The sequence below is a fragment of the Salmonella sp. NW1250 genome (assembly GCF_051812965.1).
Lineage (GTDB): Bacteria > Pseudomonadota > Gammaproteobacteria > Enterobacterales > Enterobacteriaceae > Salmonella > Salmonella enterica.
Genome location: NZ_JAMNDD010000005.1, coordinates 53,612 through 67,240 on the forward strand (window position 1 = coordinate 53,612; position 13,629 = coordinate 67,240).

The following is a 13,629-nucleotide window of genomic DNA, read 5'->3' on the forward strand; positions in this document are numbered from 1 at the left end:
TCTTCACGCTAAACTACATGGCGTCCAGCGCCTGCTGAAGCTTCCAGATATAGCGCGGCGCCTGCGGCGCGGGATGATTATCAACAACATGTTCAAAAAACTCGTCCGCATCCAGATCGTTAATTTTTTCTATCGCCTTCTTCCTGTCGGATGAAAAAGTACGCAATAACGCGCCTGCGCCGTTAGCATAAGAGACGACCAGCGCATATTGCATCACCTGCGGATCTTTGATGCCGGCTAGCGGCCCATTTTCCAGAATGCTCAGATACGCCGCGCCCATTGAGATGTTACGCTCAGGGTTTTTCAGCTCGCTGGTGGTCGGTTCGCCACGCCAGCCCATGCGACGGTAAACGTCGCGCCCGGAGGTCGACGCCTTTAACTGCATCAGGCCAATCGCATTGGATTTACTGACCGCGTTAGGGTTGCCGCCGGATTCAATGGCGATAATCGCGGTGATTAAATGCGGATCAACCCCCCATGCCGCCCCGGCTTTTTCACTGATGGGCATCCACTGCATCGCACGCTTTACAGGCACTTCGGCATTCCACGGTGGATTCCTGTAATCCTGTTTTGAGCTACAGCCAGCCAGTATTACTACCAAAAAAGCAAACCATCTTAATTTCACGTCATCTATCCTTATAGCCGTAACTTATCTGCCGAAGAGGTCATACCGCCCCGGCCAGGCACTTAGGTTGCCTCCCTGGTGCGCATCCAGAAACGTCGCACAACGAGGGACATCGCCTAATATATGCGGCATGATATACATTTGCATTCTATTGTCAGCAAGGAATTACCATGTCTCTGTTTCATTTAATCGCCCCCTCGGGCTACTGTATTAACCAACAGGCCGCGTTACGCGGCGTTCAGCGCCTGACTGACGCGGGTCATCAGGTGGAGAATGACGAGGTGATTCGTCGCCGCTATCAGCGTTTTGCCGGTACGGACGCGGAACGGCTGGCCGATGTTAATTCGCTGGCCTCGCTAACTTCGCCGGATACGATTGTCATGCCGGTTCGCGGCGGCTATGGCGCCAGCCGCTTGCTGGATCGTATCGACTGGCAGGCGCTCGCCTCCCGGCAACAGCGCGATCCCTTACTGATTTGCGGTCATAGCGATTTTACGGCGATTCAGGCTGGACTCCTGGCGCAGGCCAATGTCATCACCTTTAGCGGTCCTATGCTGGCGGCAAATTTTGGCGCCGAAACGCTGAATACGTTCACCGAGCAACATTTCTGGCTGGCGCTACGCAAGGCGCAATTTACCGTAGAGTGGCAAGGCGACGGCCCTCAGTGCGACGTACAGGGCACCTTATGGGGCGGAAATCTGGCGATGTTGATTTCCCTTATCGGTACGCCCTGGATGCCGACTATCGATAAAGGAATTTTAGTGCTGGAAGATGTCAATGAGCATCCTTTCCGGGTGGAGCGTATGCTTTTGCAACTGGAGTACGCCGGAATTTTAAACCGCCAGAGCGCCATCGTTCTCGGCAGCTTTAGCGGCGCGGCGCCCAACGAGTATGACGCCGGCTATTCTCTGGAGAGCGTCTACGCGTTTTTACGTTCCCGTCTGTCCGTTCCGCTGATTACCGGTCTCGACTTCGGGCATGAACAGCGTACGGTAACGCTCCCTATCGGGGCAAACGCGACGCTTAAAAATACGCGCCAGGGGACTCAACTCACTTTATCTGGTCATCCTACGCTGCAATTGTAAAAAAAGTCCCCGACAGGCTAAGTAAAACGCTGCCCTGGCCGTTATTATGTTAATGTTAAATAATACGAAGTCGTGTGAGTCAGGAGATATAAAACGTTGGATGCTGCAACAATTATTAGTCTATTTATTTTAGGTTCCATCCTTGTAACCAGCAGTATCCTGTTAAGTTCATTCTCATCGCGACTGGGTATCCCGATTCTGGTCATTTTCCTCGCCATTGGGATGTTAGCGGGTGTGGATGGCATTGGCGGTATTCCTTTCGATAATTATCCTTTCGCTTATATGGTCAGTAACCTGGCGCTGGCGATTATTTTACTCGATGGCGGCATGCGCACCCAGGCCAGCTCTTTCCGGGTAGCGCTGGGCCCCGCGCTGTCGCTGGCGACGCTCGGCGTGCTGATCACGTCGGGGTTAACAGGTATGATGGCCGCCTGGCTGTTTCATCTGGATCTTATCGAAGGTCTGCTTATCGGCGCGATAGTCGGTTCCACTGACGCCGCAGCGGTCTTTTCTCTGCTTGGCGGCAAAGGGCTAAACGAACGTGTAGGCTCCACGCTGGAGATCGAATCGGGAAGTAACGACCCGATGGCCGTTTTTCTGACCATTACATTAATTGAGATGATCCAGAAACATGAAACCGGTCTGGACTGGATGTTTGCCGTCCATATTATCCAGCAGTTCGGTCTCGGTATTGTTTTTGGCCTCGGCGGCGGTTACCTGCTACAGCAGATGATCAACCGTATTTCTCTGCCCAGCGGCCTGTATCCGATGCTGGCGCTCAGCGGCGGTATTCTGATTTTTGCTTTGACGACCGCGCTTGAAGGCAGCGGCATTCTCGCGGTCTATCTGTGCGGATTCCTGTTAGGAAACCGTCCGATTCGCAACCGTTACGGCATCCTGCAAAACTTTGACGGACTAGCCTGGCTGGCGCAGATCGCGATGTTCCTGGTTCTGGGGCTGCTGGTGACGCCTTCCGATCTGTGGCCGATTGCCGTCCCTGCGCTTATTCTCTCCATCTGGATGATTTTCTTCGCCCGCCCACTGTCGGTGTTTACCGGCCTGCTGCCATTTCGCGGCTTCAATCTTCGGGAGCGCATTTTCATCAGTTGGGTCGGACTGCGCGGCGCGGTGCCGATTATTCTCGCCGTTTTCCCGATGATGGCCGGGCTTGAAAACGCTCGCCTGTTCTTTAATGTCGCTTTCTTTGTGGTACTGGTGTCGCTGCTCCTGCAGGGAACATCGCTGTCATGGGCGGCGAAGAGAGCTAAAGTGGTCGTGCCTCCGGTTGGCTGGCCAGTATCGCGCGTGGGGCTTGACATCCATCCTGATAATCCGTGGGAGCAATTCATCTATCAGTTGAGCGCCGACAAATGGTGCGTCGGCGCGGCGTTGCGCGACCTGCATATGCCGAACGAAACCCGCATTGCCGCGCTATTTCGCAATAATGAACTGTTTCACCCCACGGGTAGCACTCGCCTGCAGGAAGGCGACGTACTCTGCGTGATTGGCCGGGAGCGCGATCTGCCAGCGCTGGGCAAATTGTTTAGCCAGTCGCCGCCGGTTTCGTTAGATCAGCGTTTCTTTGGCGATTTTATCCTCGAAGCGAATGCGAAATTCGCCGACGTGGCGCTTATCTACGGGCTGGAAGAAGGAACGGAATACCGGGATAAACAACAAACCCTGGGTGAAATCATACAGCAGCTGCTGGGCGCTGCGCCGGTCGTCGGCGATCAGGTGGAGTTTGGCGGCATGATTTGGACGGTAGCTGAAAAAGAAGATAACGTGGTACGCAAGATTGGGGTACGCGTCGCCGAAGACGAAGCAGAATAAGGTCGTCGGACAACGTCGACCCGCCCCCAGGTGGACCGGTCGACGCCTTAGCCTGAGTTAGGTTACGTTGTCACAAACGGCACACGCGGCGCTACGGCGCACAGTAGCTCATAGCCCAGCGTGCCTGCCGCAGAGGCGACATCATCGACCTTAATTTCTTTGCCCCATAATTCAACCGGCGTGCCGATTCCCGCCTGCGGACACGGCGTCAAATCCACCGCCAGCATATCCATTGAAACGGTGCCTACTGTTCTGGTACGGATACCGTCCACCAGCACGGGCGTCCCGGTCGGCGCATGGCGTGGATAGCCATCGGCATAACCCGCCGCGACGATGCCAATGCGTTGTTCCTGAGTCACAGAATACCCTCCGCCATAGCCTACCCTTTCACCAACGCTCAGCGTCTGCACGCCAATAATTTCGCTACTCAACGTCATCACGGGTTTTAGTCCGGTATCGGCAATATCCCGCCACTGTCCTGACGGCGACGCGCCGTACAAAATAATGCCCGGCCTGACCCAGTCATAATGCGCCTGGGGATGCCACAGCGTCGCTGCCGAATTTGATAACGAGTATGCACACTGCAGGCCTTCTGTCGCCAGCGCAATACGCCTCATCGCCTCCCCGATACCTTCCGGATGATCGGCCTGAGCAAAATGTGACATCAGGGTCATTTCACCGACATTGCGCATTGCCCGCAATTGCTGCCAGACGGTCTGCGCCCGCTCAGGCTGAAAACCGAGTCGGTTCATGCCGCTGTTGACTTTGACATAGATATCCAGCGGCGCGTTAAGCCGCGCATTTTGCAGCGCTTTCAACTGCCAGTTACTGTGGATGCAGGTGGTCAGCCGATAAGTGTCATACGCCTCCAGGTCTTGCGCATGGAAAAACCCCTCCAGCATTAATATCGGCCCTTTCCACCCGCGCTCACGCAGGGTAATCGCCTCTTCAAGGTTGAGCATAGCGAAACCATCTGTGGCGCCCAGCGCGCTCCAGACGCGTTCAATACCGTGGCCGTAGGCGTTGGCTTTCACTACCGACCAGACGCGCGCCTCTGGGGCCGCCCGGCGCACAATAGCCAAATTTTGTTTCATTACCTGTAAATCAAGGCTGGCCTGTATAGGGCGGGTCATTTCACTTCCTTTATCAGTTATGCGCGCTATGCAAACGTTGCGGGCGGGTGGGCGTAAAATCGGAACGGTATCGCGCCACGCTCAGATCGTCGTAGGGTATCGCTGGCGTACGACCCGACAAGATATCGCTTAACAACTGGCCTGAACCGCAGGCCATCGTCCAGCCTAAGGTGCCGTGTCCAGTATTAAGCCACAGATTTTTATAACGGGTGCGTCCTACTACCGGCGTGCCGTCTGGCGTCATGGGGCGCAGGCCGGTCCAGAATGTGGCCTGCTCAATATGACCGCCGCGCGGAAAGAGATCGCGCACAACCATCTCCAGCGTCTCGCGGCGCGGTTGCAGTAAGTCGGTATTAAAGCCCACGATTTCCGCCATTCCCCCCACACGAATACGCTTATCAAAACGCGTAATAGCGATTTTGTAGGTTTCATCAAGAATCGTCGATACCGGCGCGCCGTCTGGCTCGACGATTGGGATGGTTAATGAATAGCCTTTCAGCGGATACACCGGGATATCAACAATGCCTTTAAGCATCGCCGTCGAATACGATCCAAACGCCATAACATACGCATCTGCTTTAATGATCTCATCGGCGCATTTCACGCCGTAAATCTGATCATTTTCGTACAGTAATTTTTCCACGGGAGTATTAAAGCGAAAGGTTACGCCCGCCTGCTCCGCCATGCGCGCCAGACGCTGGGTAAAGAGCTGACAGTCCCCGGTTTCATCATTCGGTAAGCGCAGTCCGCCGGTTAATTTATGCGCAACCTCAGCCAGAGCGGGTTCAACTTCCGCCAGTCGGCTGGATTCCAGGAGCTGATACGGCACCCCGGCATCTTCCAGCACGGCGATATCACGGGTGGCGTTCTCATACTGTTGCGCGGTGCGGAAGAGTTGCAGCGTTCCCCCCTGGCGGCCTTCATATTCGATACCGGTCGCGGCGCGTAGCGTTTTCAGGCAGTCGCGACTATATTCCGCCAGACGCACCATGCGGCCTTTATTTTCCATATAATGCCGGGTATCGCAGTTACGCAGCATTTGCCACATCCACTTCAGTTGAAACGGGGTGCCATCCAGACGCACCGCCAGCGGCGCATGGCGCTGGAACATCCATTTTATCGCCTTCAGCGGTACGCCAGGGGCCGCCCAGGGCGCCGCATATCCCGGTGAAATTTGTCCGGCATTCGCCGCGCTGGTTTCTTGCGCCGGGCCGGATTCGCGATCGATGACGGTGACATCATGCCCCGCCTGACTCAAGTACCAGGCGCTGGTCACGCCAACTACGCCACTCCCCAGGATGACAACTCGCATAGCCACTCCGTTAATAGTAAAAGAACAATCTTCTGATTACATCTTGATAACCCAGATAAAAATATTATTCAACATATGACTTTTTTATGGTGACGTGCTTCACATATACCCTAAAGACAAGCGATCCCACTGGTTTGGGATCTCCTGCTACGCGGCATGGCTATACAGCATAAAATGATGCCAATACCCGATTTTTTGCCGTTCAATGTGGAGGAAATCGCAAAGAAAAGTTTTCACGATCAAGTCGTTTTTTAACATGGTGTTCTATGCTTGAAAGGAGGCGCTCCATACAGAGAGCGTCGCCAACAATGAGGGTGCGCGAATGGCAACGATTGATTCCATGAACAAGGACACCACACGTTTGAGCGATGGACCCGACTGGACATTTGATCTGCTGGATGTCTATCTGGCAGAGATAGACCGCGTGGCGAAACTCTACCAACTGGATACTTACCCGCACCAAATTGAAGTCATCACTTCCGAACAGATGATGGACGCCTACTCTAGCGTCGGGATGCCGATCAACTATCCGCATTGGTCGTTTGGCAAAAAGTTCATTGAGACGGAACGTCTGTATAAGCATGGTCAACAAGGACTGGCTTATGAAATTGTGATCAACTCTAATCCCTGCATTGCCTACCTGATGGAAGAGAACACCATCACCATGCAAGCGCTGGTCATGGCGCACGCCTGTTACGGACACAACTCCTTTTTTAAAAATAATTATCTCTTCCGGAGCTGGACGGATGCCAGCTCTATCGTCGATTACCTGATTTTCGCCCGAAATTACATTACCTGCTGTGAAGAACGCTACGGAGTGGATGAAGTAGAAAAACTGCTCGACTCCTGCCACGCGCTGATGAATTACGGCGTCGATCGTTATAAGCGCCCGCAGAAAATCTCGTTGCAGGAAGAGAAAGCGCGACAAAAAAGCCGGGAAGAGTATTTACAAAGCCAGGTGAATATGCTGTGGCGCACGCTGCCAAAACGCGAGGAAGAAAAAACTGTCGCCGAAGCACGCCGCTTTCCCGCTGAACCGCAGGAAAACCTGCTCTATTTTATGGAGAAAAACGCCCCGCTGCTCGAGCCGTGGCAGCGCGAAATTCTGCGCATCGTGCGTAAAGTCAGCCAGTATTTTTATCCGCAGAAACAGACGCAGGTCATGAACGAGGGCTGGGCGACCTTCTGGCACTACACCATCCTGAACCATCTGTATGATGAAGGCAAAGTGACGGAACGCTTTATGCTGGAGTTTTTACACAGCCATACCAATGTCGTATTTCAGCCGCCCTATAATAGCCCCTGGTATAGCGGAATTAACCCCTATGCGCTCGGCTTTGCCATGTTCCAGGATATCAAACGTATTTGTCAGTCGCCCACGGATGAAGATAAATACTGGTTTCCGGATATTGCCGGTTCCGACTGGCTGGAAACGCTGCACTTCGCCATGCGCGATTTTAAAGATGAAAGCTTTATCAGTCAGTTCCTGTCGCCAAAAGTGATGCGTGATTTCCGTTTCTTCACGGTACTTGATGATGACAGGCATAATTATCTGGAGATCTCCGCCATTCATAACGAAGAAGGTTATCGGGAGATTCGATCAAAACTGTCGTCACAGTATAACCTGAGCAACCTGGAGCCGAATATTCAGGTCTGGAATGTGGATTTACGTGGCGACAGATCGCTAACGTTGCGTTATATCCCGCATAACCGCGCGCCGCTGGATAAAGGCCGCAAAGAGGTACTGAAACATGTGCATCGGTTATGGGGCTTTGATGTGATGCTGGAGCAACAAAATGAGGATGGCAGCGTAGAACTGCTGGAGCGTTGTCCGCCGCGCATGAACACGCTGTAATCGAGATGCTGCCCGGTAGTGTTTTCGCTTACCGGGCATCGCGGGATTATCGTCCCTGAATCGCTAAATCGCCGGGAAGATTTTTCTGCATCCGATGCCAAATCTCGCCGCTGTCATGCCCGTAACGCCGCACCGTTTCATACACCTGGTCGTGCGCGCCCTGCTCGCATAACGACGATAATTTATGATAGAAACCCAGTGCCAGACTGCGCGCTTCCGGATTGGCGAAATAGTGGCGACCAATGCGGGTGTATAACCCTTTCATGCCGTTCAGGATCAAGCCGTAAATAGGATTGCCGGAGGCAAATGCCAGACCACGAAAGATGTTATAGTCCAGATCGGCGAATGCATCGGCATGGTCGGCCACTTCGTGGGCAGTGGCCAGCACTTCCTGCGCCTTATCCGGGTGTTGACGCAACGCGGTACGAATAAAGATAGTAGAAATATTGGTACGCACCGACAACAAATTGTCGATCAGTTGCGGAACGCTTTCATGATCAAGGCGGGCCAGCGTTTCAAGGATATTCAGCCCTGACGTTTCCCAAAAATTATTAACCTTTGTCGGTTTGCCATGCTGAATGGTCAGCCAGCCATCTCGCGCCAGCCGCTGTAACACCTCGCGTAATGTCGTGCGCGTCACGCCGATCAGTTCGGAGAGTTCTCGTTCTGCCGGTAAGATCGTGCCAGGAGGAAAGCGGTTATTCCAGATACTTTCAATAATATACTCTTCCGCGAAACCCGCCGGGCTCTGCGCCTTAATGACCATAGTGAGATTTCCATTACACAGCAAAACATAGTTGTACTCATCATACCAGACGGGCGTAACACCTGATAGCGGACGCAATGAAGAAAAAGGGGATCAAGGCACCATTTCTGATATCGCCTGCCAATATCGTTAAGGACTTGCTTGCATTCGTCGCGCTCGCTACTCTCTGTGTTTAAACATAAAAACGCTATTTCATTTTTCTAGGTAAGGAAAAATTTCATGGAGATCTCATGGGGTCGCGCCATGTGGCGCAACTTTTTAGGCCAGTCGCCCGACTGGTACAAACTGGCACTACTTGTCTTTTTAATTGTTAACCCATTCATTTTCTTAGCTAATCCCTTTATTGCCGGTTGGCTGCTGGTGGCAGAGTTTATCTTCACTCTGGCGATGGCGTTAAAGTGTTACCCCCTGCTGCCCGGCGGGTTACTGGCCATTGAAGCCGTCATCATCGGTATGACCAGCGCCGCCCATGTACGTGAAGAGGTTGCCGCCAACCTGGAAGTCTTGCTGCTGCTGATGTTTATGGTGGCAGGCATCTACTTTATGAAGCAGTTATTGCTGTTTATTTTTACCCGTCTGTTACTCAGTATCCGCTCGAAGATGGTTCTGTCGCTGGCCTTTTGCGTCGCCGCCGCATTCTTGTCGGCTTTCCTTGACGCGCTTACCGTCGTTGCGGTGGTGATCAGCGTCGCCGTCGGTTTTTACGGGATTTACCATCGTGTGGCCTCATCGCGCGGCGAAGAGAACGATATGCTGGACGACAGCCATATCGATCCGCATTACAAAACGGTGCTGGAGCAATTCCGCGGATTCTTGCGTAGCCTGATGATGCATGCAGGCGTGGGGACGGCGCTGGGCGGTGTCATGACCATGGTCGGGGAGCCGCAAAACCTGATCATCGCTAAAGCGGCTGGCTGGCATTTCGGCGACTTCTTTTTGCGGATGTCGCCTGTCACCGTCCCGGTACTGGTATGTGGACTGTTAACCTGTATGCTGGTCGAGAAAATGCGCTGGTTTGGCTATGGCGAAACGTTGCCCGAAAAAGTCCGTGACGTCTTGCAGCAATTCGACGATCAAAGCCGTAAGAAGCGCACCCGCCAGGATAAAATTAAACTAATAGTCCAGGCGGTTATTGGCGTCTGGCTGGTTACCGCCCTCGCCCTCCATCTCGCGGAGGTGGGACTGATTGGTCTGTCGGTCATTATTCTGGCCACCGCGTTAACGGGTGTAACCGATGAACACGCCATCGGCAAAGCGTTTACCGAGTCGCTGCCGTTTACTGCGCTGTTAACCGTTTTCTTCTCCATTGTGGCGGTTATTATCGATCAACATCTTTTCGCGCCGATTATTCAGTTCGTCTTGCAAGCCTCTGAACACGCGCAGCTAACGCTGTTCTATCTCTTTAACGGCCTGTTGTCTTCCATCTCAGATAACGTCTTTGTCGGCACCATTTATATCAACGAAGCGAAGGCGGCAATGGAAAACGGCGCAATCAGCTTAAAACAGTTTGAGCTGCTAGCCGTGGCCATCAATACCGGTACTAACCTGCCATCGGTAGCGACGCCAAATGGTCAGGCGGCATTCTTATTCCTGCTGACCTCCGCGCTGGCGCCGTTAATCCGTCTCTCCTATGGCCGTATGGTCTGGATGGCGTTACCGTACACTATCGTACTGACCCTGATAGGGCTACTGTGCGTCGAATTCACTCTTGCGCCGGCCACCGAATGGATGACTCAGGCAGGATGGTTAGCAACGCTTTCGTAACGTTTGGCCGGGCAATACACCGCCCGGCTCCGATTTTTGCCTGATAATTATCCAATTACACATTATTTCATTTCCCGCTAGTGGCGCACGAATTGAATTGGTTTACACTGCGGTCTCTACGCATGTTGCAGGGAAATTATTATGTTGCGATTTTTAAACCAGTGCTCACGGGGTCGGGGCGCATGGTTACTGATGGCGTTTACCGCCCTGGCGCTGGAAATGGTGGCGCTGTGGTTCCAGCACGTCATGTTACTTAAACCTTGCGTGCTATGTATTTACGAACGTTGCGCCCTGTTTGGCGTGATGGGCGCGGGTCTGGTCGGCGCAATAGCGCCGAAAACGCCGCTGCGATACGTGGCGATGGTTATCTGGATTTACAGCGCCTGGCGGGGTCTACAACTGGCGTATGAACATACGATGATTCAGTTGCATCCCTCGCCGTTCATGACCTGTGACTTTATGGCGCGCTTTCCAGACTGGTTGCCGTTGGGTAAATGGCTGCCGCAGGTGTTTGTGGCATCCGGTGATTGCGCCGAACGCCAGTGGTCGTTTTTAACGCTGGAGATGCCGCAATGGCTGTTGGGGATCTTTGCCGCTTATCTTGTAGTGGCGATAGCCGTCGTCATAGCCCAGGCATTTAAGCCTAAAAAACGCGACCTGTTCGGTCGTTGATACACACGCTCCTTCGGGAGCGTTTTTTTTGCCCGAAGCGTTGTTTGCCAGTGATTAAAAGTTGTATATTAAATACATCTTTTAATCACCACATCAGGGAGATGTCTTATGTCCCACTTACGCATCCCGGCAAACTGGAAAGTTAAACGCTCTACCCCCTTTTTCACCAAAGAGAATGTTCCGGCGGCACTGCTCTCTCATCACAACACAGCGGCAGGCGTTTTCGGACAACTCTGCGTGATGGAAGGCACCGTGACCTACTATGGCTTTGCGAATGAAACCGCGACAGAACCCGAAGTGAAAGTGGCGATTAATGCCGGGCAATTCGCCACCAGTCCGCCGCAATACTGGCATCGGGTAGAGCTGAGCGATGATGCGCGGTTCAACATTCATTTTTGGGTAGAGGAAGACCATCAGGGCGAGGAAATGTATCAACAGAAAAAAGCCTGACATCGGTAAACCAGTCACCACTGGGCGGCGTCCCGCCCAGTAGCCAGGTGATTAATGGCGCTAATTAAACGCTAGAGTAGTTTAATTTTAACGTGGTATCCCTCAAGCCCTTTCATCGTTTCTCGCGGCGCGAACTCTATTTCGGAAACCTCTTGCCCGGTTTTCTTCCGTAGTTCGGCAACCTTTTTGCTAATGAGTGCCGCGATTTCCTCTTCTGCTTTATGTGTCAACTCTTCGCTGTTCATTGATTTCCTCCTTTGAACTCGCAAACGGCTAAGCGCAATAAGACAGTCTCGTCATGGACGCGCTACTATTTTAACGTACAAAAAATTATAGGCTATCTTTCTGAGGATTATCAGGATGTTTCGCTTTAGAAGATGCAAAAAACCGCCTGGCACAGACGGTGCATCAGGCGGTTGGTTAATAGCACAAGACGCTATCTACGAGGATCTTCAACCTCATTCTGGGTATCCGGGTCGAGAGGATCGTCTCCCTCCGGCGTATCCGGAATATTTTCACCAGGAAGCGGCTCATCCTCTGGTAATGGATCGACTAAATCAGGACGTTCAGACATAAAGCCTCCAACGAACCATAGTTATTAAAGATACCCTACAGCACTACTTTTGGTTTTTCTTTGGATTTTTTCCTTCGTCTTCGGGTGTCTTATCAGGCTTCCTGGGCTGATCCTTTGAAACGCGCAACGGTTGGTTATTCATGGGGTAACTCCTCAGGATAGGCAGCGATATACTGCTTTGAAAGTATAGAGTCGCCGCCATACGTGCGCGAGCGCAGCGACAAGGCGCGTCAGGGAAGAATAGAAGGCAGTGATAACGCCAGGTGACGGAATTTGCACGCAATTCCTGATTTCAGGGGCCGCCCGGCGTAAATTAAAGAATTGTAAACAATCAGCCGTTTTGCCGAAGACTTATTCTGCCCACGACGGTTTATTTAAAATATGATCCTGCCAGTCCCGTACTTCAGATTCTTTAACCGCGATATGACGGACAGAAATTCGCTCGCCATGCATAGCGGCTTTCGATCCAGTCAGCAGCGGATGCCACGTCGGCAAGGGCTTACCTTCCGCCAACAAACGGTAGGCGCAGGTCATCGGCAACCATTCAAAGTCTGGCAAATTTTCGCGAGTGAGTTTGATACAGTCGGGTTCAAATTCAAAACGGCGCTCATAATGGCGGCACTGGCACGTTTTGATATTTAATTGCCTGCACGCCACGTTGGTGAAGTAGATTTCATCTGTATCTTCATCCATCAGCTTATGCAGGCAGCATTGACCGCAGCCATCGCACAACGACTCCCACTCGGCATCGGTCATTTCATCCAGGGTTTTACGTTGCCAGAAAGGTGTATCGCTCATTAAAGTATCCGCCATTGCACTAAAGCTGCACCTTATAACCAGTCTGGCCTGCAGATGCAAGTTTTACCGCCGCTGAAGGCGGCAAGCAGATTTTACAGAACGCGGGTAGACAACGTTTCGCCATTAAAACGAATGTCCAGCTCATCGCCGCTTAATAATGGCCCCACGCCTGCCGGCGTGCCGGTTAGCACCACGTCCCCGGCTTTGAGCGTAAAATAGCGGCTCATATAGGCGATAAGAGGCACAATAGGATGAATCATATCCGCGGTCGACCCTTGCTGGCGAACCTCGCCATTAACGTTAAGTCCGATAACCGTATTTTGCGGATCGCCGCAGAAGGCCGCGACAGGGATGAAGCCTGAAATCGGACATGCGTTATCAAAACCTTTGGCTTTTTCCCAGGGCTGTCCGGCCTTTTTCATTTTCCCTTGAATATCGCGCAGGGTTAAATCAAGCGCCACGCCATAACCAGCTATCGCTTTACGTACATGATCTTCGGTCGCCTGGCGGAGCGTTGCGCCAATCAGCACGGCAAGCTCAACTTCATGATGAACAGCGCCCATATCCGCCGGAATCGCCAGCGGCTGGCGAATATCACACAATGCGGTTTCCGGCTTGATAAAAAGCACGGGTTCTTCCGGCGTCGCGCTGCCCATCTCCTTGATGTGATTTGCGTAATTACTGCCCACGCAGACCACTTTACTTACCGGGTAATCAAGCAAGGCACCTTGCCAGTTACGATGTTGATACATATTTTCCCCTAAG

At 52.6% G+C, this 13,629-nt stretch carries 13 protein-coding genes and 2 pseudogenes; 6 read left to right on the top strand and 9 right to left on the bottom strand.

Features of this window, described 5'->3' with window-relative positions:
• Window positions 1–13 precede the first annotated feature (13 nt).
• Window positions 14–625: a membrane-bound lytic murein transglycosylase EmtA gene (gene emtA, locus NBA72_RS10110; protein ID WP_000776974.1), complete on the bottom strand. Its 612-nt coding sequence runs from the start codon at window positions 623–625 to the stop codon at window positions 14–16.
• Between the two features lie 170 nt (window positions 626–795).
• Here emtA and ldcA point away from each other — a divergent pair, with 170 nt between their 5' ends.
• A complete protein-coding gene (gene ldcA, locus NBA72_RS10115) occupies window positions 796–1,710 on the top strand; it encodes a muramoyltetrapeptide carboxypeptidase (protein WP_000051613.1) in 915 nt (304 codons plus the stop codon).
• A 96-nt stretch (window positions 1,711–1,806) separates the two neighbouring features.
• A pseudogene (locus NBA72_RS10120) lies at window positions 1,807–3,522 on the top strand (potassium/proton antiporter); the annotation flags it as partial.
• Here NBA72_RS10120 and NBA72_RS10125 read toward each other — a convergent pair.
• The 3 genes and pseudogenes from NBA72_RS10125 to NBA72_RS10135 all read right to left on the bottom strand — a co-directional run.
• A pseudogene (locus NBA72_RS10125) lies at window positions 3,478–3,570 on the bottom strand (hypothetical protein); the annotation flags it as partial. The pseudogenes NBA72_RS10120 and NBA72_RS10125 overlap by 45 nt on opposite strands.
• Before the next feature lie 32 nt (window positions 3,571–3,602).
• Complete coding sequence (gene dadX / locus NBA72_RS10130) at window positions 3,603–4,673, bottom strand: catabolic alanine racemase DadX (protein WP_000197905.1); 1,071 nt, start codon at window positions 4,671–4,673, stop codon at window positions 3,603–3,605.
• A 13-nt stretch (window positions 4,674–4,686) separates the two neighbouring features.
• Complete coding sequence (locus tag NBA72_RS10135; RefSeq protein ID WP_001266938.1) at window positions 4,687–5,985, bottom strand: D-amino acid dehydrogenase; 1,299 nt, start codon at window positions 5,983–5,985, stop codon at window positions 4,687–4,689.
• A gap of 322 nt (window positions 5,986–6,307) precedes the next feature.
• Between NBA72_RS10135 and NBA72_RS10140 the strand changes: the two genes are divergently transcribed.
• Window positions 6,308–7,840 (top strand): SpoVR family protein, encoded by a 1,533-nt coding sequence (locus tag NBA72_RS10140; RefSeq protein WP_042949684.1) that lies wholly within the window; start codon window positions 6,308–6,310, stop codon window positions 7,838–7,840.
• A 46-nt stretch (window positions 7,841–7,886) separates the two neighbouring features.
• Here NBA72_RS10140 and fadR read toward each other — a convergent pair whose 3' ends face one another.
• On the bottom strand, window positions 7,887–8,606 hold the full coding sequence (fadR, locus tag NBA72_RS10145; RefSeq protein ID WP_000234826.1) for a fatty acid metabolism transcriptional regulator FadR: 720 nt from the start codon (window positions 8,604–8,606) through the stop codon (window positions 7,887–7,889).
• Window positions 8,607–8,825: 219 nt separating this feature from the next.
• Here fadR and nhaB point away from each other — a divergent pair, with 219 nt between their 5' ends.
• The 3 genes from nhaB (at window position 8,826) to NBA72_RS10160 (ending at window position 11,492) form a co-directional block, all read left to right on the top strand.
• Entirely contained in the window at window positions 8,826–10,370 is a 1,545-nt protein-coding gene (nhaB, locus tag NBA72_RS10150) for a Na(+)/H(+) antiporter NhaB (RefSeq protein WP_000406438.1), read from the top strand.
• 141 nt (window positions 10,371–10,511) lie between these two features.
• Window positions 10,512–11,042 carry a disulfide bond formation protein DsbB gene (gene dsbB, locus NBA72_RS10155; protein ID WP_000943475.1) on the top strand — a complete coding sequence of 177 codons (531 nt, stop codon included), beginning with the start codon at window positions 10,512–10,514 and terminating at the stop codon, window positions 11,040–11,042.
• A gap of 108 nt (window positions 11,043–11,150) precedes the next feature.
• A complete protein-coding gene (locus NBA72_RS10160) occupies window positions 11,151–11,492 on the top strand; it encodes a DUF1971 domain-containing protein (RefSeq protein ID WP_042949687.1) in 342 nt (113 codons plus the stop codon).
• Window positions 11,493–11,563: 71 nt separating this feature from the next.
• Here NBA72_RS10160 and NBA72_RS10165 read toward each other — a convergent pair whose 3' ends face one another.
• The 4 genes from NBA72_RS10165 to NBA72_RS10180 form a co-directional block, all read right to left on the bottom strand.
• Window positions 11,564–11,737, bottom strand: a complete 174-nt coding sequence (locus tag NBA72_RS10165) for a GnsA/GnsB family addiction module toxin (protein WP_001083582.1) — start codon at window positions 11,735–11,737, stop codon at window positions 11,564–11,566.
• A 191-nt stretch (window positions 11,738–11,928) separates the two neighbouring features.
• Window positions 11,929–12,066, bottom strand: coding sequence for a hypothetical protein (locus NBA72_RS10170; RefSeq protein ID WP_001519337.1), 138 nt, complete (start codon window positions 12,064–12,066; stop codon window positions 11,929–11,931).
• Window positions 12,067–12,417: 351 nt separating this feature from the next.
• Complete coding sequence (locus NBA72_RS10175) at window positions 12,418–12,864, bottom strand: YcgN family cysteine cluster protein (protein WP_001285703.1); 447 nt, start codon at window positions 12,862–12,864, stop codon at window positions 12,418–12,420.
• 92 nt (window positions 12,865–12,956) lie between these two features.
• Window positions 12,957–13,616: a fumarylacetoacetate hydrolase family protein gene (locus tag NBA72_RS10180; protein WP_001519895.1), complete on the bottom strand. Its 660-nt coding sequence runs from the start codon at window positions 13,614–13,616 to the stop codon at window positions 12,957–12,959.
• Between the last annotated feature and the right edge of the window lie 13 nt (window positions 13,617–13,629).